Source organism: Cupriavidus sp. IK-TO18, assembly GCF_015549295.1.
Taxonomy (GTDB): domain Bacteria; phylum Pseudomonadota; class Gammaproteobacteria; order Burkholderiales; family Burkholderiaceae; genus Cupriavidus; species Cupriavidus oxalaticus_A.
Map to the genome: position 1 here is coordinate 235499 of NZ_JADGMP010000009.1, position 24218 is coordinate 259716.

Below are 24218 nucleotides of genomic sequence, written 5' to 3' on the forward strand. Positions count from 1 at the left end.
CTCACCCCAGTCCGGGCGGCGCGGGCTCGGCCATGGCGACGATCACGCGGCGCGCGCCGGTGAAGGTGCCGCGCCCGTGGGCGGCGAGCATGTTGTCGAGCATCAGCACGTCGCCCTGCTGCCAGGGAAAGCGCACCGTGCATTGGTCCAGCGTGGCGCGGATCGAGGCCAGCGCATCGTCTTCCAGCGGTGCGCCGTCGCCGTAGACGACGTTGCGCGGCAGTTCGTCGACGCTGCCGACCACGTCCAGCAAGGTCTCGCGCACGTGCGGCGCCAGGTTGGAAACATGGAACAGGTGGGCCTGGTTGAACCACACCATCTCGCCGGTCACGGGATGGCGCGCGACCGCCTGGCACAGCTGGCGCGTGCGCAGCTCGCCGTCGGGCTTCCATTCGAACTCGATCCGCTGCGCGCGGCAGAAGCGCTCCACCTGCGCGCGGTCTTCGGTGTTGAAGGCGCGCTGCCAGCTCAGGTCGAGGCCGTTGCCGTAGTTGCGTACGTACATCAGCCGGCGTTGCGCAAAGCGCTCGCGGATGGCTGGGTCGAGGCGCTGGTAGACCAGGCGGCTGTCGGCGATCGGCGTTTCGCCGCCGGATTCGCTCGGCTGCACGCAGTGGAACCAGATCTTCATCGGCCACTGCAGCGTGTACGACTGCTCGTTATGCAGCGGGATCACCTGGTGCGCCGGGTATTCGGTCGAGGTGTAGACGCCCTCCCTGACCTGCGAGCGCGGCGTGGAGCCGAACTCGTAGCTCAGCAGCGGATGGCCGAAGGCGCTGGCGAAGGCGCGGAACGCGGTGTCGTCATCGAAATGAAAGCCACGGAACAGCACGCCGCCGACGCGCGGCAACTGCTCGGCGGCAATCGCCGCCATGGCATGGAACTGGCCGCGCCAGTCGGTGCCGCCGTCCGGCTTGACCACCAGCGGCAGCGCGCCTTGCGCGGACAGCGGGGCGATACGCAGTCCGCCTGCCCCGGCGTTGCTTGCCGAGGTGGCTGAGGTTGCGGCGGTAGCCACGCCGGCAGCGGCGCGGTGGTCCGCCCTGAGGTCGGCGATGGTACTGGTCGTGTCCATATCCCTGTTGCCTCTACGGGTGCGTTCGCGAGGCCGGTTGCGGCCTGGGAGTCAATGGAGGCCAACGGGGGCAGCCTCGCGAACCATGTCTGCACATTGAAAGTGTGAAGCGAGTGTAGCGGAATAATTTACGAATGGAAATACAAATCATTATCATTTACGATATGGACCGACGAATCATCGCGAACGTTCGCGACGCCATCGCGGCGGACTTGCTTGCCTGCGCCGCGATGGCGTTTCCACACCACCAGAAGGAGCATTGCCATGAGCTGGGACCACCCCGACACGCGTTTCCACGTCGTCCGCAATGAAGAAGGCCAGTACTCGATCTGGCCCGACTACAAGCCCGTCCCGGCAGGATGGAAAAGCACCGGATTCCAGGGCAATCGCGACGAGTGCCTGACCCATATCGACACGGTCTGGACCGACATGCGCCCGCTCAGCCTGCAGCGCGCGCTGGCTGGCGCATGAGCGCGCCGCAGCCTGGGCGCGAGCGCTGGTTTGCCGTGATGCCCGGACGGGCAGGCGATGCCACGAATGCAGAGGCTACGCGCGTGCGCCTGTACTCCCTGCCCTATGCGGGCGCCGGCCATACCGCGTACCACGGGTGGCGCGACGCGCTGCCCGCGCAGGTGGAGCTGGCGCCGGTATGCCTGCCCGGACGCGGCATGCGCACGGCCGAGGCGCATGCGGCTTCGATCGAGGAACTGGCCGCGGCGCTGGCGGCGGCGATCGCACGCGCGGCGCGCACCGAGGCGCCGCGCTTTGCGCTGTTCGGGCACAGCATGGGCGCCCTGCTCGGCTTCGAAACCGCGCGCGTGCTCGAAACCGTGCACGGCCTTGCGCCCACGGCGCTGGTTGTGTCCGGACGTGGCGCGCCGGCGCTGCCGTCGGCGCGGCCGCCGTTCAGCACGCTGCCTGACGGCGCCTTCGCCGACGTCATCGCGGGGATGGGCGGCATGCCGGCCGAGATCCGCGAAACCCCGGAAGCACTGGCGTTCTTCCTGCCGGTGCTGCGTGCCGACATCGCGCTGTGCGAGCGCTGGCGCTACGTCCGCGGCCCGCGCCTGGGCTGCCCGATCACCGTGCTGGGCGGCCAGGACGATGTCCACGCGCCGCCCGCCACGCTGGCAGCCTGGCGCGACGAAACCCTGCACGATTGCCGCCAGCAGGTCTTCGCGGGTGGGCACTTCTTCCTGCACGAAGCGGCGCCCGCGGTGCTGGATGCCGTTGCTCAGGCAGTGCTTGGCACCGCGCCGCTCAGCGGAGAAGCCGGCCATGCGCTTGCCTGACTTCGCCGCACCGTCGCACGGCGACATCCACGTGTGGCACGTGGCGGCCGATGCGCCGGTGGATCCCACCGTGCTTTCTGCTGACGAGCACGCCCGCGCCGCCGCGTTTCGCCAGGCCGCCGACCGCAACCGCTTTACCGCGGCGCGCGCGGCCTTGCGCACGCTGCTGGGCGGCTGCCTGGCCCTGCCGCCCGCCGCCGTCCCGCTGGCCGCCAACGCCTTCGGCAAGCCCGTGCTGGCCACGGCCCCGGAGAACCCGCCCCTGCACTTCAACGTCAGCCACAGCGGCGCGCGCGCGGTGATCGCGCTGTCGCGCGCGCCGGTCGGCATCGACATCGAAGCCTGGCGTGCCGGCATGGCCTGGGCGGACTGGCGCGACAGCGCCGCCGTCGCCTGCGCGCCCGATGAAATGCACTGGCTTGCCGGGCTGGCGCAGCGGCAGCCGGAGCACGCCATGCTCGGCTTCCTGCGGCTCTGGACCGCCAAGGAAGCGTGCAGCAAGGCGCTCGGCACCGGCCTGTCGGCGTCGCCGCAAGCGGTGCGCGTGGCGCCGCCCGGCAGCGCCGGATGCGTGCCGCCGCTGGCGCGCGCCGGCGCGGGTGTCTGGTATCTGCACGATGCCGGCGGCGGTTCGCGCTATGTGGCATGCCTGGCCACGCCGCTCGCGGCGGTGCGCGTCGTGCAACGGCAATACCCGCCGCGGTGCGCCAGCGCCAACCCTTGATCCAGTCCTTGCAGTCAACGCCCCCAACGCCCCTGTATCAACGCCCTCCGCTAGGAACGACACCATGACGCCTCCCTCGCTCGCCACGCTCGCCCATGGCCAACCCGCGCCGTTCTCGGCCGGCGCCTTTGCCCGGCAAGCGCCGATCCGGCTCGACGACAATGCCTACCTGCAGCGCCAGTGCGCCCGCGAATCCAACGCCCGCTCGTATCCGCGCCGCATCCCGCTGGCGCTGGAACAGGGCTACGGCGTGTACCTGCGCGACACCAGCGGCCAGCTCTTCATCGACTGCCTGGCGGGTGCCGGCACGCTCGCGCTCGGCCACAACCACCCGGCGGTGGTGCGCGCGCTACGCGACACGCTCGACAGCGGCCTGCCGCTGCATACGCTGGACCTGGCCACGCCGGTCAAGGACCGCTTTATCGACGACCTGTTCGGCCTGCTGCCGGACGAGTTCGCCGCGCGCGCGCGCATCCAGTTCTGCGGCCCGACCGGTGCCGACGGCATCGAAGCCGCGCTCAAGCTGGCCAAGACCGCCACCGGCCGCCACACCGTGCTGAGCTTCGCCGGCGGCTACCATGGCATGACCCACGGCACGCTGGCGCTGATGGGCAACCTGGGGCCCAAGGCGCCGCTGGGCGCGCTCGGCGCCAGCGTGCAGTTCCTGCCTTATCCGTATGACTACCGCTGCCCCTTCGGCCTGCGCGGCGAAGCCGGCATCGATGCCGGGCTGCGCTATATCGGGCAGATGCTGTCCGATCCCGAGTCCGGCGTGTTGCCGCCGGCAGCGGTGGTGGTAGAAGCGGTGCAAGGCGAAGGCGGCGTGATTCCCGCGCCGGCACGCTGGCTGCGCGAACTGCGCCGCATCACGCGCGAGCGAGGCATCGCGCTGGTGCTGGACGAAGTGCAGACCGGGCTGGGCCGCACCGGGCACACCTTCGCGTTCGAGCATGCCGGCATCGTGCCGGACGTGCTGGTGCTGTCCAAGGCGATCGGCGGCGGGCTGCCGATGTCGGTGGTGATCTACGACGGCGCGCTCGACGCCTGGCAGCCGGGCGCGCATGCCGGGACCTTCCGCGGCAACCAGCTGGCGATGGCGGCGGGCTCGGCCACCATCCGCACTATCGCTGCGCAAGGGCTGGTGGCGCATGCCGAGGGCATGGGGCAGCGGCTCGCGACACGGTTGCGCGAGCTGCAGTCGGACTTCGCCGCAATTGGCGAGGTGCGTGGGCGCGGGCTGATGCTTGGGGTGGAGCTGGTGGATGAGCGTGCCGACCCTGACGTGGTCGGCGCGTACCCCGCCGATGGCGACTTCGCGCGTACCATGCAGCGCGAATGCCTGCAGCGCGGGCTGATCGTCGAGCTGGGCGGGCGCCATGGGGCGACGGTGCGGTTCCTGCCGCCGCTGGTCATTGACGAGGCTGAGGTGGATCTGGTGGGTGAGTTGTTTGGCGAGGCGCTTGGCGCGGCAACGCGGGAGTTACGGTAAGCGCGCTTGACACGCGCCGGCCCTCTCCCCCGGCCCCTCTCCCCCGGCCCCTCTCCCGCAAGCGGGAAAGGGGAGCAAACCAACGGTTAGCGCATCGTGCTACAGCGCATCCCGCAACAGATCGCGCAGCCTGAATTTCTGGATCTTCCCCGCCGGCGTCGCCGGCAACGCATCGCGCACGACAAGCTTTTCCGGGATGTACTGCAGCGCCATCTTCTGCCCCTTGAGCCATTCCACCATCGCCGCGTGATCGAAGTCATGCCCGGCGCGCGGCACCACGAAGGCACAGGCACGCTCGCCCAGCCGTTCGTCGGGATAGGCGACGATCGCCACCTGCGCCACCGCGGGATGGCGGTACAGCAAGGTCTCGACCTCCAGCACGGGGATGTTCTCGCCGCCGCGGATGATCACGTCCTTGCTGCGGCCGGCGATGCGCAGGTACCCCTCGGCATCGAGCCGGGCCAGGTCGCCGGTGTCGAACCAGCCATCGCCATCGGTGCCGTTCAGCTGCGGGCGCTTCAGGTAGCCGCCGAAATTGGAGCAGGCGCGCACCAGCAGCCGGCCGGTCTCGCCGACAGGCACGTCCGTGTCGGTGCCATCGACCACCCGGATCGCCACGCCGGGCAGCGGGCGGCCGTCGGTGGTGGACGCACGTTCGTCGCTGTCCTCCGGCAGCGTCGTGGTGACCGCGCCGTTCTCGGTCATGCCCCATGCCGATACGATCTTCGCGCCCAGCGCCTGCCGTGCCTGCTCGACCAGCGCACCCGGAATCGGCGCGCCCGCGCACAGGAAGATGCGCAGGCTCGGCACCGGCGCGCCGGACTCGGCCACCACGCGCGCCAGGTCCGTGAGGAAAGGCGTGGAGCCCATGGTGAAGGTCACGCCCTCGTCGCGGATCAGCGCGGCGGCGCGGGCCGGGTCCCAGATGTCCTGCAGCACCGCATGCGCGCCCAGCACCACCGGCATCATCAGGCCGTACATGAAGCCGGTCTGGTGTGCCATCGGCGACGCCATCAGCACCACGTCGTCGCCGGTGAGATGCAGCCGGCCGGCATAGGCGACGATGTTGGAGAACAGCGTGTTCGCGGTATGCATCACGCCCTTGGGCTCGCCGGTGGTGCCGGAGGTGTAGATCAGCTGCGTGACGTCGTCCGGGCCCGGGCGGCTGCACTGCAGGATGGTGGCGGCATCGGCTGCGTCTTCCCAGGACGGGCCGCTCAGCAGCGCCTCGAAGCTGTCGTCGCCGTCGCCATCCACCACGACGATATGGCGCAGCGCAGGCAACCCTTCACGCAAACCCCGCAGCATCTGCGCATGGTCGAAGCCGCGGAACAACTTCGGCACCACCACCACCTTGCTCCGGGCGTGCGCCAGCATGAACGACAGCTCGCGCTCGCGGAAGATCGGCATGACCGGGTTGAGCACCGCGCCCAGGCGCGCGCAGGCCAGGTACAGCACGCTCAGGTGCCAGCCGTTGGGCAGCTGGCATGAGACCACGTCGCCGGCCACGATGCCGAGGCGGGAAAGGCCCACCGCCACGCGGTCGGCCATGCGCTCCAGCTGCTGCCAGGTGAAGCGCGTCACGTGTTGACGATCGATGCTGAGCGCGGTCAACGCGGGGGCGTCGGGCCGCTCACGTACGCACTCGGCAAGATAGTCGTTGATGGTACGGTCCTGCCAGTGCCCGGCGGCAATGCTGGCGGCACGGCGCGGCGCGATCAGTACGGCGTCGAAATCCATGGCGGTCTCCTCGTTGTTGTGTGCTGCCAGTCGTTGCGTCGGGCGCGCGTCAGGCCGGTACCGCTTCGCGCCCCGCGCGCGTGCGCGCGATGATGGTCTTCATGATCTGCGCGGTGCCGTCGCCGATCTGGAAGCCGAGCACGTCGCGCAGGCGCTGCTCCATCACGCCGCGGTCATAGCCGCCGTGGCCGAACGACAGCAGGCACTGGTGCACCACGTCGTACGCCAGCTTGGGCGCCCACCACTTGCACATGGCGGCTTCGGCGGTATGCGGCAGGCCGCGGTCCTTCAGCCACAGCGTCTGCAAACACAGCAGGCGCGCGCCCTGCACCTGGGTCTCGAAGTCTGCCAGCGGGTGCGACACGCCCTGGAACGCCGACAGCGGCTTGCCGAAGGCCTGGCGCTCGGCCACGTAGGCCCAGGTCTCGTCCAGCGCCGCCTGCGCCACGGCCAGCACCTGCAGGCCGATCAGCGCGCGCGAGAAATCGAAGCCCTGCATCACCTGCACAAAGCCTTCGCCCTCCTTGCCGAGCAGATGGCTCGCCGGCACGCGCACGTTCTCGAAGAAGATCGAGCCGCGTCCGATGGCGCGCTGGCCGTGGCAGTCGAAGCGGTTGCGCGTGATGCCCGGGAGGTCCATCGGCACCAGCAGCGCCGACACGCCGCGCGCGCCCGCCTCGACCGAACCGCTGCGTGCGAACACCACCGCGGCATCGGCCTGGTCGGCGGCGGAGATCGAGGTCTTCTCGCCGTTGAGCACATAGTGGTCGCCATCGCGTTCCATGCGCAGCCGCAGGCTGGCCGCGTCCGAGCCGCCGCGCGGCTCGGTCAGCGCGATCGCCAGCAGCGCTTCGCCGCGCGTCAGGCGCTGCAGCCATGGGCCGGCGATCTCTGGCCGCGCGTGATGCGCCAGGATCTGCCCGTTCAGCGAGGCCAGCAGGTTGATATACGACAGGCTCAGGTCGGCGCGCGCCACCGCTTCGTGGATCACACCGGCCGCGAGCGAGCCCATGCCCTGCCCGCCGTATTGTTCCGGCAGCTCGGGCGCGATAAAGCCCATCTCGCCCATCTCTCGCATCAGCGCGCGGTCGAGCACGCGGGTGCGGTCGCGCTCCAGGTAGCCGGGCGCGACGCGGGCGTCGGCAAAGCGGCGGGCATGTTCGGCCAGCGCCGACAGGTCTTCGTCAAGGTAGGGATTCATGGCTGTCTCCGCTGGCTCCATTCACTTCGCGTACTTGCGGAAGTCAGGCTTGCGCTTTTCCTGGAAGGCGCGCACGCCCTCGCGCGATTCCTCGGTGTCGTAGTAGAGCTTGAGCGCGTACATGCCCATGCCGGCGATGCCGCCCTGGTGCGCGGTGTCCATATTGAACGAGCGCTTGGCGATGGCGATCGCGGTCGGGCTCTTTTCCAGGATCTCGTCGCACCACTTCTGCACTTCGGCGTCGAGCTGCTCGTGCGGCACCACGGCATTGACCAGCCCCATCGCCAGCGCCTCGGCGGCGGGATAGCGGCGGCACAGGTACCAGATCTCGCGCGCCTTCTTCTCGCCGACCACGCGAGCCAGGAACGCAGTGCCATAGCCGGGATCGACCGAGCCGACACGCGGGCCAACCTGCCCGAACACCGCCTTGTCCGAGGCGATGGTGAAATCGCAGATCGTGCACAGCACGTTGCCGCCGCCGATGGCATAGCCCTGCACGCGCGCGATCACCGGCTTGGGCACGTCGCGGATGGCGTTGTGCAGCTCTTCCATCGGCAGGCCGATGGTGCCGCGGCCGTCGTACTGGCCTTCATGCGCGGACTGGTCGCCGCCGGTGCAGAAGGCCTTCTCGCCGGCGCCTGCCAGCACGATGGCGCCGATCTCGCGGTCATAGCCGGCGCGGTTGATGGCGTGGATCAGTTCGTCGCAGGTGCGGCCGCGGAAGGCGTTCATCTTTTCCGGGCGGTTGATGATGATCCAGGCCGCGCCGTTGCGCACTTCATAGCGGATGTCTTCGTATTGCATGGTGGTCTCCGTTGTCAGTTCGGGATGGGTTGCGCTCAGCCGTTCATGGTCAGGCCGCCCGACACGCTCAGCACCTGTCCGGTGATGAACGACGCGTCGTCGCCGGCAAAGAACAGCACCGCGCCGGGCAGGTCGTCGGGCTGGCCGATGCGGCCCAGCGGGATCGAGCGGGTGAAGGCTTCCACCAGCTTTTCGGGGTTGCCCGCGCCCTGCTTGTAGTCTTCGAACAGCGCGGTCTCGGTCGGCCCCGGGCACACCACGTTCACGGTGATGCCGTGGCGCGCATGCTCGCGCGCGATAGTCTTGGAGAACGACACCAGCCCGCCCTTGCACGCGGCATACACCGCTTCGCCGGAAGACCCCACGCGCGCGGCATCGGAGGCGATATTGACGATGCGTCCGCGCTTGCGCGCCACCATGCCGGGCAGCACTGCGTGGTGCATATGCAGCGCGCCGGTCAGGTTGATGGCGATCAGCCGCTCCCACTGCGCCGGCTCGGTCTTGACGAACGGGCGGAACACGTCCCAGCCGGCGTTGTTGACCAGCACGTCGATCGGGCCCAGCTCCTGCTCCACCGCAGCCACCGCGGCGTCGACGCTGGCGCGATCGGTAATGTCGCAGCGCACGGACAATGCGCGGCCGCCGGCATCGCGGATCTGCGCCGCCACGCGTTCGCCTGCCTCCGGGTTCAGGTCGAGCACGCCGACCGCCGCCCCGGCGCGCGCAAAGCGCAAACAGGTTGCGCCGCCGATACCGCCACCACCGCCGGTCACGATGACCGTCTTGCCTTCGAGTCCTTGCACAGCCGTTCTCCTTTCAGGGTTCCGGTGCTATCGTGCCGGCGATGCGCCGCCACCTGCCCCGTCAATTACGTAAATATATTGACGTATAATAGGAGCGGTCGACGGCTGGCGCAAGGCATCAATACTATGGAAATGACTATGGTTAACCCGGACAAAAATGGCGCACCCCCTACCAGCGCCCGCGCGGAACTGGCCAACCGGCTGTTCTTTCGCCTATACCAATGCGCAAATATGTTGCATAAAACCGGGTCGCGAGCGGTCGAAGCCGAAGGCCTGACGACGCAGCAGTGGGCAGTGCTGGGCGCGCTGTCGCGTCCGGAAGCCGCCGATGGCATGAGCGTCGGCGACCTGGCGCGCTACCTGATGGTGAGCCGCCAGAATCTGTCGGGCCTGGTCAGCCGGATGGAACGGGACGGCCACGTGACGCTGGCGCCGGACGGGCGCGACCGCCGCTCGCGGCTGGTGCGGATGAGCGAGCCGGGCCGCGAGGTGTGGCTGCACCAGGCGCAGCCGAAGATCCGGCAGTACTACGAGCAGGCGCTGGACGGGTTCTCGACCAACGACCTGACGCATACGCTGCACTACCTGCTGAAGCTGCTGGACAACATGCGCGCGCTGGATACGCCGGACGGCGGCGATAGCGGCCCGGCGCAGGACTGAGGCGGGCCGCTGTATCAGGGCTGATACACATCGCGCCGCCACGCGGCGGCCGGCCCTGCGGCATCTCCCGCTACGCGGCGCGCCACGGCCGCTGGCGCGCGATATGCATCGGCATGGGGTTGCTCAGGCACCCCGGTGCTGCGCCGGGGAGTCCTGAACCACTGCCCCGGCTTGCGGCGATGGCTTGCGTGCGCGCAGCCGGGACGGCGTTCGATCGATCCTTTACCGGAGGTCCCGCCATGACCCGCTACATCGTGCTAGCCAGCTTCACCGACCAGGGCATCCGCGCCGTCAAGGACACCACCAAGCGCGCCGCCGCGGTGCGCGAGATGGGCGCGCGTTTCGGGGTGCAGATGAAAGACATCTTCTGGACACTGGGCAAATACGACATCGTGCTGACTGTCGAGGCCCAGGATGATGCCAGCATGACCGCCTTCGGCCTGGCGGTCGGCGCGCTGGGCAACGTGCGCACGCAGACGCTGCGGGCATTCAATGTCGACGAAATGCAGGCGATCCTCGGCAAGATGAGTTGAGCCCGCCTTCGCACTGTCCCCGTCATGAAGCACGCCCGCCATGGTGCCTGGCGGGCGTTGTCGCTTCTGGCTTGTGTTGTTCCTCCTGATATCCGACGGCCTTGTCAGACGACGCCCGATACCTGGGAGGCGAGACAGAGCAGACACTCATACTGCCAACTTCCGGGAGAGCGCCATGCCAGGCAAGAATATCCACGTCGTGCCTACCCATAACGGCTGGGCGGTCGAAGCGGAAGGACGCTCCGGCAACCAGCAGCGATTCACTTCGATGGATCATGCGATCGCTACCGGCATGGAGAAAGCCAGGCGCGCAAAGGTTGAGCTGCTGATCCACGGCAGGGATCACCGGATCATGGAGCGAAGCTCATTTGGAAACGCTCCTGGCGACCTCGACGGGTAGTTGCAGGGCACCATCGGCATCGTGCTTCTGCGACCCTGAATCCGGGCGCTGCCTCCGTGGCCCCTCGAGACCGCGCACGGATCTGCTCCGGATAGCGACCGGCATGGCATACCCCACGTCAGGCCGCACACGTACACCAATGCGCTTCGACTACCGCAATGTACGCAGGCCGGACTCATGGACAATCCGATGCGCAACTTGAAAGGCTTTTACATCCTTCTGGTCGCCGTCACCATTGCGTTCATCTGGATACTGCTGCCCTTCTTCAGCGCGATCCTCTGGGGCACGATACTGGCGATCCTGTTTCATCCAATGCAACGCAGGCTGACGGTGCGATTTGGCAACCGGGAAAATCTCGCAGCGCTGACGACGCTGCTTGTTTGCGTGCTATTGGCCATTGTTCCGGTCTTCCTGATGATTGCCACACTCGCACAGGAAGTGGCGCATGCCTACAACCAGATCAAGACTGGCCAGTGGGACTTCGGGCAGTATTTTCGGACTGCCGTACAGGCCCTGCCCGCTTCCGTCGAGAACTGGCTGAACGAAATCGGATTAGCCGACATAGCGGGGTTGCAATCGAAACTGACCGAAGGTGCCGCACGGATCAGCCAGTTCATGGCGGCCCAGGCTGTCACCATTGGCCAGAACACCCTGCAGTTCGCCGTCGGCATCGGCATCATGCTGTATCTGGTGTTTTTCCTGCTGCGTGATGGTACGGTCATTTCCCATCGCATCCGCGAGGCGATACCGCTGAACGACGCGCACACACGCCGGCTGGTCGGCCGATTCACCACCGTAGTCCGCGCCACGGTCAAGGGTAACGTCGTAGTGGCCGCGGTCCAGGGAATCCTGGGCGGCGTGGCTTTTCTGCTGCTGGGCATCAACGGGGTGTTGCTGTGGGGGACGCTGATGGCGTTTCTGTCCCTGCTACCGGCCATTGGGGCCGCGCTGGTCTGGGGTCCGGCCGCGGTTTATTTCTTGCTGGCGGGCCCTGCCTGGAAAGGAATCGCGCTCATTGCCATCGGTACCCTTGTCATTGGCGCCGTGGACAACTTGCTCCGTCCTGTCCTGGTCGGCAAGGACACCAAGTTGCCAGACTGGGTGGTCCTGATATCAACATTGGGCGGCATGTCTGTATTTGGCATCAACGGCTTTGTGATAGGTCCTCTGATTGCTGCGCTGTTTATTTCCTGCTGGGATATTTCGGTGATCGAGGATCGCGACGACACCATGTAAACGGCCGTCGCCGCCACTCCGGCATCCTCATGCCGCGATTGGCAATAAGCCGATCAAATCCCTAGAAATACGAATTATTCTCATTTATCATTCGTCCTTTCGTTGCTTTCGCCCTGGGCCGTCATGCTTTTCCGCCGTCTTGCCATACCCGCCGCTGCCAGTTCCCTGCTCCTGCCTCCCGTTGTCTCCCGCGCCGCCGACGAACTCACCACGCTGCCATCCGTGACGGTCAGCGCCGCCAGTGACGGGCAAACCGACGTCGGTTTCGCCACGCGGCGGGCGGCCGGCGTGACCAAGTCGGGCGAATCGGCGGCCGACGCCGCGCAATCGATTACCGTCATCACGCGCGACCTGCTCGACAGCCAGCAGGCACAGAACCTCAGCGACGCGCTGCAGAATTCAGCCGGCGTGGTCACCAACGCCTATGGCAGGCGCGGCTGGGACGACTTCATCATCCGCGGCCAGCGTGCATCGGAATCGATCTTTGCCGACGGCCTGCTCGTCGACAGCAACAACCGCGTGGCGCAGGAACTGTTCGGCGTGGAACGCGTGGAAGTGCTCAAGGGACCGGCCTCGATACTGTTCGGCGCGGTGCAGCCCGGCGGCCTGGTCAACATGGTCAGCAAGCGTCCGCGCGCGGAACTGTTCGGCGAACTGGGGCTTACCGTCGGCAACTATGGCTTCCGGCAGATGACGGTCGACGTGGGTACGCCGCTGGCCAGGGACAGCAAGGCTGCGTTCCGCCTGAACGCGCTGATGATGAACAGCGACGATCCGACCGACTACGTCTGGTATCGCAACCGCTGGATCGCGCCGTCCCTGACGCTCGACCTTGGCACGCGCACGGACTTCACGATCCTGGCCAGCCACAACCAGCGCAACTACGTGCGCCAGCAGGGCCTGCCCGTGAACGGCACCCTGGTGCCGAACCGCAATGGCGTGGTGCCGAGCAACCGCTTCATCGGCGAACCGAATGCCCCGTCTTATGACGGCGAGCAGAACCGCATCGGCTACGCGCTGACGCACCGCTTCGACTCCGGCTGGACGCTGAACCAGAACCTGCGCTACCAGGCATCGTCGCTGACCGGCACGCTGGTATCGGCCGGCACGATGGCGGTCAACAGCCAGTCGATGAACCGCAGTGGCACGCAGCAGAGCTTTTCGGGGAATTCGTTCGGCGTTGACACCAACGTGCAGCGGACCTTTGCGTTTGCGGGGCATGCCCATAGCGTGACCTTCGGCGTCGACTACCGGCATACGAAGGAAGACCGCCTGCAGAAGACGTGCCGCGTGGCCGCGCTGAACGTCTACAACCCGGTCTATGGCGCCAGCATCAACTGTCCGTCCGCCTATAGCCTCGACGCGACCGATACGCTGGATGCGGTCGGCCTCTATCTGCGCGACCAGATCCGTCTTGCAGAGCGCTGGACCTTGACTGGCGGCGTGCGCTACGAATCGGCGCGGACGAGCACGTCGGACCGGCTGGCGTCGTCGCGTTCCGTGAATGACAACAATGCCGTCACCGGCAGCGCGGGCGTGATGTACGAGCTGACGAACTGGGCACGGCCGTACGCGAGCTTCGCCACGTCGTTCCTGCCGAACGCCGGCACCGATGTCAGCGGCGCCACATTCCAGCCAGAAAAGGGGCGCCAGTACGAAGTGGGCATCAAGTTCGACATGCCCGCCAAAACCGGCCTGCTGACGCTGGCCGCGTTCGACCTGACACGCACCAATGTGCTCAGCAGCGATCCGGTCAATACGGGTTTCAGCATGGCCGTCGGCGAACAGCGCTCGCGCGGGCTGGAAGTGGAACTGACGCAGGATCTCGGCAATGGCCTTAGCGTGTCGGCGGCCTATGCCTACATCGCAAGCGAAGTCACCGAGGACACCACGGCCGCCAACGTCGGAAAGCCGCTGAACAGCGTGCCCCGGCACAGCTTCTCGGTCTGGAGCCAGTATCGCTTGCGTGGGGCGCTGGCCGGCTGGTACATCGGTGCCGGCCTGCGCGGCGAGAGCGCCAAGCGCGGCTACAGCTTCAACTACACCGTGCCGGGCTACACGGTGGCCGATCTTGCCGTCGGGTACGTGGCATCGCACTGGCGCGCGGCATTCAACGTCAAGAACGTGTTCGACAAGATGTACTACGCGGGAGGCCTGAACAACAACGTGTTGCCCGTGGGCAATCCGCGGGTAGCCATGCTCAACGTGACGATGAACTATTGAGCCCGGGAACGAGGTGGTGTCTCGCCTGCCATGCGAAACACCACCATCCTTCCGGTCAGACGGATGCTGGCTCCAATATCTGCCCGCCCCCATAGCTCGACTGCACCGGCACCTGCCCGCCCACCGTCATCCTGATCGCGCAATACTTGAACTCGGGAATCTTGCCGAACGGGTCCAGCGCCGCGTTGGTCAGCTTGTTGATCGCCGCTTCGTAGTAGCAGAACGGCACGAACACGGCGCCGCGCGGCGTGCCGGCATCGGCGCGCGCATACAGCGTGACTTCGCCGCGGCGCGACGATAGCGTGACCACATCCCCGGGCTTGCCGCCCATTGCATCGAGATCCAGCGGATGCACCAGCGCCACCGGGTCCGGCTCGATCGCATCGAGCACGCCGGCGCGACGCGTCATGCTGCCGGTATGCCAGTGCTCCAGCTGGCGCCCGGTGATCAGCACCATCGGGTAGTCCGCATCAGGGCGCTCCGCCGCCGGAATGATGTCCGCGGGCACGAAACGGCCACGGCCGCTTTCGGTCGGGAAGCTGTCCGTGAAAATCACGGGCTCGCCCGGATCGCCCTCTTCCTTGCACGGATACGTCACCGCATGTTCGCGCTCCAGCCGCTCCCAGGTCACGCCGCCGATGCTCGGCATTGCCTGCCGCATCTCGTTGAACACGTCCACCACGCTGTCATAGTGCCAGTCCAGCCCGAGCTGTGCCGCCATCTGCCGGATGATCCACAGGTCCTGCCGCGCCTGCCCCGGCGGGTCGAGCGCCTGCCGCCCGAGCTGCACCGTGCGGTCGGTGTTGGTGAAGGTGCCGGTCTTCTCCGGGAACGCCGATGCCGGCAGCACCACGTCCGCCAGGTACGCCGTCTCGGTCAGGAAGATGTCCTGCACCACCAGGTGGTCGAGCGATGCCAGCGCCTCGCGCGCATGCTCGGCGTCGGGGTCGGACATCGCCGGGTTTTCGCCCATGATGTACATGCCGCGCACTTCGCCGCGCTCGATCGCCTGCATCACCTCCACCACGGTCAGGCCCGGCTGGCGGTCCAGCGGCATGCCCCATAGCGCTTCGAAGCTGGCGATCGCCACCGGATCGTCGACGCGCCGGTAGTCGGGATACATCATCGGGATCAGCCCCGCGTCGGAGGCGCCCTGCACGTTGTTCTGCCCGCGCAGCGGATGCAGCCCGGTGCCGGGCCGTCCGATCTGGCCGGTCATCAGCGCCAGGGCGATCAGGCAGCGGGCGTTGTCGGTGCCGTGCACGTGCTGCGAAACGCCCATGCCCCAAAGAATCATCGAACTCTTCGAGGTCGCATAGAGCCGGGCGACTTCGCGGATGATCTCGGCGTCGATGCCGCAGATCGGCGCCATCAGCTCGGGACTGTACGCGGCAACGTTGCGCTGCAGTTCGTCGAAGCCGATGGTGCGGCTGTCGATGAAATCGCGGTCCACCAGGCCCTCGTTGACGATCACATGCATCATCGCGTTGAGCAGCGCCACGTCGGCATCGGGCTTGAACTGCAGGAAGCGCCAGGCGAAGCGCGCCAGGTCGGAGCGGCGCGGATCGGCCACGATCAGCCTGGTGCCGTTTTTCACGGCGTTCTTGATCCAGCTTGCCGCGACCGGATGGTTCACGGTCGGGTTGGCGCCGATCACGATCACGACCTCGGCCTTGTCGACATCCATCACCGGATTCGACACCGCGCCCGAGCCGATGCCTTCCAGCAGCGCCGCCACCGACGAGGCATGGCACAGCCGCGTGCAATGGTCGACGTTGTTGCTGCCAAAGCCGGTGCGCACCAGCTTCTGGAACAGGTAGGCTTCTTCGTTGCTGCCCTTGGCCGAGCCGAAGCCCGCCAGCGCGCGCTTGCCATGCGTGTCGCGGATCTGCGCGAGCCTGCCGCCGGCGAGCGCCAGCGCCTCTTCCCAGCTGGCTTCGCGGAACACGTCCATCACATGGTCGGGATCCATGACGAAATCACCGCGCTTGGGCACGCCTTCGCGGCGCACCAGCGGCACGGTCAGCCGCTGCGGGTGCTGCACGTAGTCGAAGCCGTAGCGGCCCTTCACGCACAGCCGCTGGTGGTTGGCGGGGCCGTCGCGGCCTTCCACGAACAGGATGCGGTTGTCCTTGACGTTGTAGGTCAGCTGGCAGCCCACGCCGCAGTACGGGCACACCGATTCGACCTGCTTGTCGGGCACGGCCAGGGCCACGTCGCGCGCCGGCATCAGCGCGCCGGTCGGGCACGCCTGCACGCATTCGCCGCAGGCGACGCAGGTGGAAGCGCCCATGGGGTCGTCCATGTCGAACACGATGCGGGCCTGATCGCCGCGCAAGGCCAGTCCGATCACGTCGTTGACCTGCTCGTCACGGCAGGCGCGCAGGCAGCGGGTGCACTGGATACAGGCATCGAGGTTGACGGCGATGGCCGGGTGCGACAGGTCAGCCGCCACGCGCTCGCGCGGCGCAAAGCGCGGCTTGCCTACCTCCAGCTTCGTCGCCCACTGGTCGAGTTCGTTGTGGCGCGTGTATTCCGCTTCCGGCATGTCCGACTGCAGCAGCTCCAGCACGGTGCGCTGGGCGCGGCGGGCGCGTTCTGATTCGGTCTGGACCTGCATGCCCTCGGCGGGATAGCGGCAGCAGGACGGGGCCAGCACGCGCTCGCCCTGGATCTCGACCATGCAGGCGCGGCAGTTGCCCGCGGCTTCGAGGCCGTCCTTGTAGCACAGGTGCGGGACGTCGAAGCCCTCGCGCTGCGCCACCCTGAGCAGGCTTTCGCCGGGTTGCGCGGTGACTTCACGGCCGTTGAGCGTGAAGGTGACGGCCGGCTCGGCGGATTCGACAAGCGCGCGTTCGGCGCGGGTCAGTGCATTCATGTCAGTCTCTCACGCGAGTTCGTGCGGGAAGTACTTGATCACGCAGTCGACGGGATTGGGCGCGGCCTGCCCCAGCCCGCAGATCGATGCATCGCGCATCACCGCGGACAGGTCGTCCAGCGCGGCGAGGTCCCACTTCGGCTGGTGGATCAGGTCGAGGGCCTTGGCTGTGCCGGTGCGGCACGGCGTGCATTGCCCGCACGACTCATGCTTGAAGAAGTGCATCAGGTTGCGCGCCGCCTGCGTGGCGCTGTCGTGGTCCGACAGGATCACCACCGCGGCCGAGCCGATAAAGCAGCCGTACGGCTGCAGCGTGTCGAAATCGAGCGGGATATTGCCCAGCGACGCGGGCAGGATGCCGCCCGACGCGCCGCCCGGCAGGTAGGCGTAGAAGGCATGGCCGTCGAGCATGCCGCCGCAGTATTCGTCGATCAGCTCGCGCACGGAGATGCCCGCGGGCGCCAGGTGAACGCCCGGCTTCTTCACGCGTCCGGATACCGAGAACGAGCGCAAGCCCTTGCGCCCGTTGCGTCCCTGCGCGGCGAACCACTCCGCGCCCTTCTCGATGATGTCGCGCACCCAGTACAGGGTCTCGAAGTTGTGCTCGAGCGTGGGCCGGCCGAACAGGCCCACCTGCGCCACATATGGCGGGCGCAGCCGCGGCATGCCGCGCTTGCCTTCGATCGACTCGATCATCGCCGACTCTTCGCCGCAGATATACGCGCCTGCACCGCGGCGCAGCTCGATCGCGGGCAGGCCGGGAATGGGCGGGTCGTCGCGCAGCTGCTGCAGTGCCTCGGCCAGCAACGCACGGCAGCCGGCGTATTCGTCGCGCAGGTAGATATAGATCGCCGACACGTTCACGACCGTCGCCGCGATCAGCATGCCTTCCAGGAAGCGGTGCGGATCGCGCTCCAGGTAGACGCGGTCCTTGAAGGTGCCAGGCTCGCCTTCATCGATGTTCACGGCCATCAGGCGCGGTGCGGCTTCCTTCTGCACGATGCGCCATTTGCGGCCGGTGGGGAAGCCCGCGCCGCCCAGGCCGCGCAGGCCGGAATCTTCCATCGTGCAGAGCACGGCGGCGGGATCGAGGGTGCCGTCGGCCAGCGACTGCAGCAACCCATAGCCGCCGGCTGCACGGTACGCGCCGTAGCCGATATGGGGCTCGGGCTCGTGACGCACGGCCCCGGCCTGCACCGCGGCGGCCACCGTGTCGGCGGTGGCACCGTCCACGGGATTCTGTCCGACCAGTGCCGCGGGCGCCTTCTCGCAACGGCCGATGCAGGGGGCTGCGATCACGCGCACGTCGGTGCCGAGCAAGGCGGGCAGCTTGTCGATCAGCGCGCGGGCACCGGCCAGTTCGCAGGCGATGCCCTCGCAAACGCGCACCGTCAGCGCGGGCGGGGCCGCGATCTGTCCGTCCGCATCCTCGCGCACCACGTCGAAATGGTGGTAGAAGGTGGCGACCTCGTACACCTCGGTCATCGATAGCCTCAGCTCGCTCGCGAGCGCGACCAGGTGGGGCATCGCAAGCTGGCCATAGCGGTCGTTGATGCAATGCAGGTGTTCGATCAGCAGGTCGCGGCGGCGCGGCATGTCGCCCAGCGCCACGCGCACTTCGGCCAGCGCGGCCGCGTCGACCTGGCGGCCCTTGGGCTGGCGGCGCTTGCGCTGCCGGCCGAGCCCGGTCGCCTCAAGGGGGATGACAACCTGGTTCATGGCGGTGCCTGGATCTTTTGTGGATGTCGGAAGGCCGATCAGGAAGGTGCCTCGCGGGCCACCCTCCTGTCGTGCTTCATTTTTCTCGTATTGTGCTACCGGGGCGGGTGCCCGTGCAGGCGTCCGCCCGCCCCGGCTACTACCGGCGCCCGCAGGCGCCGCAAGGCTCTCTTCATCAGGTCAGGTCTTCCGGCACGGTACGGTAGCCCATCGGTGCCGAGGTATTGGCGTGGACATACTTGCGGGCATGGGCTTCGCGCATTGGCTTGAGCACGAACAGCGCCATGATCGCAGTCAATGCCGCCATGCCCGAGGCCACCATGAAGACCGCATGCCAGCTGCCCGTGGCGGCCGTGATCACGCTGGAGAACGGCACCAGCAGCGCGGCCGTGCCCTTGGCGGTGTACAGCAGGCCGGCGTTGGTCGCGGCAAACTTCGGCCCGAAGGTGTCGCCGCAGGTGGCCGGGAACAGGCTGTAGATCTCACCCCAGGCGAAGAACACCACGCCGGTCAGGATCACGAAGGCAACCGGATGGTGGCCGTACTTCGACAGCAGCAGGATACCGACGGCCTCGACCCCGAAGGCAAAGAACATGGTGCGTTCGCGGCCGATATGGTCGGAGATCCAGCCGAAGAACGGTCGCGTCAGGCCGTTGAGCACGCGGTCGATGGTCAGTGCGAAGGTCAGCGCGGGCAAGGTCAGGCCAAGGATCGAGATCGGCGCCTCGTGCAGGCCGAAGTCCTTGGCGATCGGACCGAGCTGGGCGGTGGCCATCAGGCCGCCGGCGGCCATCATCACGAACATCGCGTACATGACCCAGAAGATCGGCGACTTCAGCACCTCGCGCGGCGAAGCGTTGTAGGTGGCGGCAGCCTTCAGCGTGGTCTTGACCTCGCTCAGGATCTTGGCCGACGGCGGGAACAGGGCCATGCCCAGGATGAACACGACCAGGCCCTGGCCAAGACCGAACCACAGGAACGCGGCTTCATAGCCCGACGTCTTGATCATGTTGGCGATGGGCACCACGGTCAGCGCGGAGCCCGCGCCAAACCCGGCCGCCGTGATCCCTGCCGCCAGCCCACGGCGATTGGGGAACCACTTCAGCGCGTTACCCACGCAAGTGCCATACACAGCGCCAGCACCCAGGCCGCCGATTGCCGCCGCGACGTACAGCATCGGCAGCGAGGATGCCACCGAGTTCAGCGCCCAGGCAACGGCGCAGAGCAGGCCACCGCCCACCACTACCGGGCGCGGGCCGTACTTGTCAACGAGGTAGCCCTCGATCGGTACCAGCCAGGTTTCCGTCACGACGAAGATGGTGAATGCCACCTGGATCGCGGTGCGGCCCCAGTGGTATTTATCGTCGATCGGGTTGACGAACAGCGTCCAGCCGTACTGCATGTTGGCGATCATCGCCATGCAGATTACGCCGAAGACCAATTGCACCCACGGCGACGCAAAGCGCGACGTGGACTCCCTTTGCTGCAGTTCCATGATGTCTCCTTATAGCGGCATGCCGCCAAGGTGGAAGATTGGGCGCCTGAAGACGCCTCTGCGTGACTCTCGGTCTCGAACAGCTTAGCCGTTCTAGTGCTATACGGTATGTGATATATCAACCAAGTCAAGCGTATTTGTTGCGGCTCTGCAGCAAACTCTGTCCGCAACCTGCGCCGGGCTGCTCGATGCTGCCGCGCCACTATTGCGCGCGTTGCATCAAAGGCCGTGCCTCTGGTACCGGGAATCCTTGGAAATCAAGCAGTTGTCCTGAGCCGGCGCATCAATCGGCGCGCCGGTGGGCAACCATCAGCATGCCGGGGATTGGCGACCGGGGAAACCGGGGAAAACGGTCGGGTGGGGAAAGTCCCTAGTTTGATACATTCAGACCAACGTGACTCTCGCTTCGCATGCCGGAGCGGAATGCGGGTACGGTTCAGCCGAAAGTCAGGGAAGATGGGAACGCAAGCGCCGGTGATAAGAGCCTGGCGGGAGGTTCACGATGGGGCGGGGAAGCAGGACAGCGCGCAGGACAACAGCGCACCGAAGGGCGGAAAGATGGCGGCCGCAGGATCTTCAAGCCAGGCTTGAGACGACAGGGTCTACGACAAGGTGCCGGCCGCTACATCCTTGTCAAACGCGCTCAGGGCCCCGCCTGCCATGCGCAGAACGCACGGACGGGCCAGCCCGGCACGGATCAGGCGTACGCCAGTTCGCCGGCAGCAGGCACGACACGCGTCTGGCGTGCGCGGCCCACTCCGTCGCTTTCCTGGCTCGATCCCAGCCCGGCAAAGCGGCCATGTTCCTGCGCGGTCACCAGCACGTCCATCGGCAGGCGGGTAGCCAGCAGGACGGTCATGGCGACACCGCCGGCAAGCGCGGCCAGGCCAAGGACGAAGAGCAGTGCGACTTCCATTTCAAAAACTCCAGTTGCGTTGTGGTCAGGAGTTTTCATTATATGCTGCGCCGCACTATGTGTAAATATCCTGTATGTAATATATCAGTAGAAAGTTTACTCCAATACAACAGCGGTTGGACGGCGATCCCGCATGCGTCACACGGTGGTGGTATCGCGGCGCGCAGCGGTCGCTGTGGCCGGGGGTTCGTACTCCAGGCCGCGCAAAGCGTCCCAGATCGCGGCTGCGTTGGGCTTCAGCGACCGGCTCTTGCGCCGCACCAGCATGACTGTCGAAGTCACCTGCGGCCGCAATGGCCGCATCACGGCGGCCGGGTTCAGCCCGCCCGCCTGCGCGCGCGACGGCACGACGCCGATGCCCAGCCCCAGCGCCACCATGCCGAACACCGCGGCAAAGTGCCCGAGCAGCTGCAGCGAGCTGGTCCGCACGTGGTAGCTGCTGAGCGCCTTCTCCACCGCCGGCTGCACGCCGCACTGCTGGTCCAGCGTCAGCACGCTGGCATCGCTGAGCTCGCCCCACCCTACCGAGTCGCGCGCGGCCAGCGGATGCTGCGCGGGCAGCACCGCGTGATAGGGATCGATGCACAGCGGCTCGCAATACAGGTCATCGGCGGCAATCGGATCGGTGGCGATGCCGAAGTCGACCTCGCCGCTGCGCACGCTCTGCAGCACAGATTCCTGCGAACGGTCCTTCAGGTGGATCGCGATCGCGGGCCACGCCTGCCGGCAGCCCGCCAGCCAAGCCGGCAACGACATCGAGCTGAGCACCGGGTCCGACGCGATCTGCACCAGCCCCTGGCACGGGCGGCTCGCGCTCTGGCTGTCGCGCAGCGTCTGCTCGACCTCTTCGATCAGGTGGCAGATGCGCTGCGACAGGTGCAGGCCCGCGTCGGTCAGTTCCACCTGGCGGGTAGTGCGGTCGAACAGGCGCTGGTCGATTTCTTCTTCCAGCTCGCGCACGCTGCGGCTTACCGCGGACTGCGTCAGGCCGAGTTCGGCGGCCGCGCGCGTAAAGTTCTTGTGCCGCGCCACCGCGGCGAAGGCCTTCAATTGGGGCAGCGAGATATTCATGGCCGCCCTCCCTGACACGCCACGGCGCAGCTCGGGCGCAACCCTAGGTCGGGCGCGGCGGGATGTCGCGGTGCGGGCACCGATGCATGCGGTCCGGTCATGGCAGTCTCCTTGGATGGGGCGTGGCTGTGTGCAGCCATCGTTGCTGTGGGTATGGATTTGCTGGTGTCGCGCGGTCGTTGGCCTGATGTCATGGCAACGGCCCGCACGCAGGCAGGCCGTTCTTCCGGGGAACTTAGTCTCCTTCTCTCTGGATTCGTGGCAGATAGGCGGCATCCGCGACCTGCAGGCCTTCGGCCTGCCCGGTGATGAATCGCCTGCGCATTGGCGCCAGCAATACCTTGGCCGAGATTCCCGCTCTCGCGGCCGAACTTGTCCGACAGGAACCCGCACAGCGGCCGCGTGAAGCCGTTGCACAGGTTGTCGATCGACAAGGTCATCGTCAGCAGCGGCAACGTGAGCCCCAGCAGCGTCACCGGCATCGACGCAAACCCGTAATCCTTCGCGATCGGGCCCAGTGCTCCCCAGTGATGCCTGGCGTCCATCGGGGATACAAACAGGGTCCAGCCATACTGCAGGTTGGCCACCAGCCCCATGCATACCACGCCGATTGCGGGCTGGATCCAACGATTCTGCAGGCCCCGGCCGTTCACATTTCCGTGAGCGGGCGTGGCCGCCGCTTCATATTGCGCCATCTGTTCTTGTCTCCTGGTGCTTGCCAGCTGCGTCCTGGATGGGACACCCTCCCGGGCCTCTTCGGTGTGGGCCCTTGGTCGCGATGAGATCGGCGCCTGACATTGCGGCATGCAAATCCGGGATTGATGCTACTTGAATCTAAGATCAGGACTGCATAAAGTTTTTTATCGTTTGTATTGATGACCGTTTATATATTGCACGGAACGATTGAATGAGGAACGCCACGCTGCGGCAACTGAAGGTCTTTGAAACCGTCGCCCGCCATATGAGCTTTTCACGCGCCGCCGAGGAGCTGCACCTGACGCAGCCGGCCGTGTCAACCCAGGTCCGGCAGCTGGAGCACCATGTCGGCCTGCCGCTGTTCGAGCAACTCGGCAAGAAGATCTACCTGACGCCGGCAGGGCACGAAATGCTGCATTACAGCCGCAGCATCATCCAGCAGTTCCGCGAAGCCGAAGACGCCATGTCGCAACTCAAGGGCATTTCCGGCGGGCGCCTCAACGTGGCGGTGATCAGCGCCGGCGACTATTTCTTTCCGCGGCTGCTGGCGGAGTTCATGGAGCGCCATGAAGGCGTGACGCTGAACCTTGCCGTGCACAACCGCGAGGAATTGCTGCACCAGCTGGCCGGCAACCTGACTGACCTTGCGGTGATGGTGCGTCCACCCGAAGGCATGGACACCATCAACGAAGTCTTCGCGCCCCACCCTTACGTCATCGTCGCGGCGCCCAGCCATCCGCTGGTCGGCAAGCGCAACATCCCGCTGGCGGCATTGGCGGACGAGGCCTTCGTTTCGCGCGAAAAAGGCTCTGATACGTGGAATTCGATGCAGGAAGGCTTTGCCGGGCGGCTGTCCAACCTTCGCATTGCCATGGAGATCAAGAGTACGGAGACCATCAAGCAGGCGGTGATTGCCAACATGGGCATCGCCTTCCTGTCGGCGCATACGGTCGGGCTCGAGTTGCAGGCGGGGAAGCTGGCCGTGCTCGATATCGAGGGCTTTCCGGTGATGCTCAACTGGTACGTTGTGCATCGCAAGAACAAGCGGCTGCCGCCGGTGGCGCTTGCGTTCAAGCAGTTCCTGATGGAGGAAGGCGCCGGACTGATCCAGCGGATTACAGGCGTGGAGGGACTGATTCGACTGGAAGCCTAGGCTAGCAATCCATAAACAATGGATTATGGTTTGACAGTGAAACTTTAATTATCGTAAATCCTTCGCCGTCCCTATGCTTGTCTCAACCCCACCGCTACGGCGTATCGAGG

Annotated in this window: 21 protein-coding genes; 10 read left to right on the top strand and 11 right to left on the bottom strand. The window is 66.6% G+C overall.

All coding sequences use genetic code 11. From position 1 onward, the window contains the following. Position 1: 1 nt before the first annotated feature. On the bottom strand, positions 2-1075 hold the full coding sequence (locus IPF36_RS09570; protein ID WP_135702898.1) for a TauD/TfdA family dioxygenase: 1074 nt from the start codon (positions 1073-1075) through the stop codon (positions 2-4). Positions 1076-1339: 264 nt separating this feature from the next. Between IPF36_RS09570 and IPF36_RS09575 the strand changes: the two genes are divergently transcribed. The 4 genes from IPF36_RS09575 (at position 1340) to IPF36_RS09590 (ending at position 4580) form a co-directional block, all read left to right on the top strand. After that, positions 1340-1546: an MbtH family NRPS accessory protein gene (locus IPF36_RS09575; protein WP_133094417.1), complete on the top strand. Its 207-nt coding sequence runs from the start codon at positions 1340-1342 to the stop codon at positions 1544-1546. Beyond that, positions 1543-2367 (top strand): thioesterase II family protein, encoded by an 825-nt coding sequence (locus IPF36_RS09580; RefSeq protein WP_195427863.1) that lies wholly within the window; start codon positions 1543-1545, stop codon positions 2365-2367. Before IPF36_RS09575 ends, IPF36_RS09580 begins: the two co-directional genes overlap by 4 nt. Further along, positions 2354-3091 carry a 4'-phosphopantetheinyl transferase superfamily protein gene (locus tag IPF36_RS09585; protein WP_167884546.1) on the top strand — a complete coding sequence of 246 codons (738 nt, stop codon included), beginning with the start codon at positions 2354-2356 and terminating at the stop codon, positions 3089-3091. The genes IPF36_RS09580 and IPF36_RS09585 overlap by 14 nt, the downstream gene beginning before the upstream one ends. 64 nt (positions 3092-3155) lie before the next feature. Further along, on the top strand, positions 3156-4580 hold the full coding sequence (locus IPF36_RS09590) for a diaminobutyrate--2-oxoglutarate transaminase (protein ID WP_135702901.1): 1425 nt from the start codon (positions 3156-3158) through the stop codon (positions 4578-4580). Positions 4581-4679: 99 nt separating this feature from the next. On the opposite strand, the gene aliA is transcribed toward IPF36_RS09590, so the two are convergent. From aliA to badH, 4 genes are read right to left on the bottom strand one after another with little or no spacing between them, the layout of a single operon-like run. Beyond that, positions 4680-6320, bottom strand: coding sequence for a cyclohexanecarboxylate-CoA ligase (aliA, locus tag IPF36_RS09595; RefSeq protein ID WP_133094413.1), 1641 nt, complete (start codon positions 6318-6320; stop codon positions 4680-4682). A 49-nt stretch (positions 6321-6369) separates the two neighbouring features. Further along, the gene (gene aliB / locus IPF36_RS09600; protein ID WP_135702903.1) at positions 6370-7521 is read right to left on the bottom strand and encodes a cyclohexanecarboxyl-CoA dehydrogenase; all 1152 of its coding nucleotides are present in this window, start codon (positions 7519-7521) and stop codon (positions 6370-6372) included. A 21-nt stretch (positions 7522-7542) separates the two neighbouring features. Then, complete coding sequence (badI, locus tag IPF36_RS09605; RefSeq protein WP_133094411.1) at positions 7543-8325, bottom strand: 2-ketocyclohexanecarboxyl-CoA hydrolase; 783 nt, start codon at positions 8323-8325, stop codon at positions 7543-7545. Positions 8326-8360: 35 nt separating this feature from the next. Further along, positions 8361-9128 (bottom strand): 2-hydroxycyclohexanecarboxyl-CoA dehydrogenase, encoded by a 768-nt coding sequence (gene badH, locus IPF36_RS09610; RefSeq protein ID WP_133094410.1) that lies wholly within the window; start codon positions 9126-9128, stop codon positions 8361-8363. 138 nt (positions 9129-9266) lie between these two features. Here badH and IPF36_RS09615 point away from each other — a divergent pair, with 138 nt between their 5' ends. The 5 genes from IPF36_RS09615 to IPF36_RS09635 all read left to right on the top strand — a co-directional run bounded on the left by IPF36_RS09615 (position 9267) and on the right by IPF36_RS09635 (position 14180). Next, a complete protein-coding gene (locus IPF36_RS09615) occupies positions 9267-9788 on the top strand; it encodes a MarR family winged helix-turn-helix transcriptional regulator (RefSeq protein ID WP_135702904.1) in 522 nt (173 codons plus the stop codon). Positions 9789-10027: 239 nt separating this feature from the next. After that, a complete protein-coding gene (locus tag IPF36_RS09620; RefSeq protein WP_133094408.1) occupies positions 10028-10321 on the top strand; it encodes a GYD domain-containing protein in 294 nt (97 codons plus the stop codon). Between the two features lie 175 nt (positions 10322-10496). Further along, entirely contained in the window at positions 10497-10721 is a 225-nt protein-coding gene (locus IPF36_RS09625; RefSeq protein WP_133094407.1) for a DUF2188 domain-containing protein, read from the top strand. 177 nt (positions 10722-10898) lie between these two features. Next, a complete protein-coding gene (locus IPF36_RS09630; protein WP_195427864.1) occupies positions 10899-11957 on the top strand; it encodes an AI-2E family transporter in 1059 nt (352 codons plus the stop codon). Positions 11958-12080: 123 nt separating this feature from the next. Then, complete coding sequence (locus IPF36_RS09635; RefSeq protein ID WP_195427865.1) at positions 12081-14180, top strand: TonB-dependent siderophore receptor; 2100 nt, start codon at positions 12081-12083, stop codon at positions 14178-14180. A gap of 55 nt (positions 14181-14235) precedes the next feature. Here IPF36_RS09635 and fdhF read toward each other — a convergent pair whose 3' ends face one another. The 6 genes from fdhF to IPF36_RS34575 form a co-directional block, all read right to left on the bottom strand. Continuing rightward, entirely contained in the window at positions 14236-17058 is a 2823-nt protein-coding gene (fdhF, locus tag IPF36_RS09640) for a formate dehydrogenase subunit alpha (protein ID WP_195427866.1), read from the bottom strand. A gap of 9 nt (positions 17059-17067) precedes the next feature. Further along, complete coding sequence (locus tag IPF36_RS09645; RefSeq protein ID WP_135702907.1) at positions 17068-18777, bottom strand: NADH-ubiquinone oxidoreductase-F iron-sulfur binding region domain-containing protein; 1710 nt, start codon at positions 18775-18777, stop codon at positions 17068-17070. Between the two features lie 175 nt (positions 18778-18952). Continuing rightward, entirely contained in the window at positions 18953-20272 is a 1320-nt protein-coding gene (gene oxlT, locus IPF36_RS09650) for an oxalate/formate MFS antiporter (RefSeq protein WP_133094403.1), read from the bottom strand. A 697-nt stretch (positions 20273-20969) separates the two neighbouring features. Next, positions 20970-21188 carry a hypothetical protein gene (locus IPF36_RS09655; RefSeq protein WP_133094402.1) on the bottom strand — a complete coding sequence of 73 codons (219 nt, stop codon included), beginning with the start codon at positions 21186-21188 and terminating at the stop codon, positions 20970-20972. A gap of 138 nt (positions 21189-21326) precedes the next feature. Next, positions 21327-22259: a LysR family transcriptional regulator gene (locus IPF36_RS09660; protein ID WP_195427867.1), complete on the bottom strand. Its 933-nt coding sequence runs from the start codon at positions 22257-22259 to the stop codon at positions 21327-21329. Next, entirely contained in the window at positions 22256-22954 is a 699-nt protein-coding gene (locus tag IPF36_RS34575) for a hypothetical protein (protein WP_255519725.1), read from the bottom strand. The genes IPF36_RS09660 and IPF36_RS34575 overlap by 4 nt, the downstream gene beginning before the upstream one ends. A 212-nt stretch (positions 22955-23166) precedes the next feature. Between IPF36_RS34575 and IPF36_RS09670 the strand changes: the two genes are divergently transcribed. Beyond that, positions 23167-24108: a LysR family transcriptional regulator gene (locus IPF36_RS09670; protein WP_135702910.1), complete on the top strand. Its 942-nt coding sequence runs from the start codon at positions 23167-23169 to the stop codon at positions 24106-24108. The last annotated feature ends 110 nt before the right edge of the window (positions 24109-24218 follow it).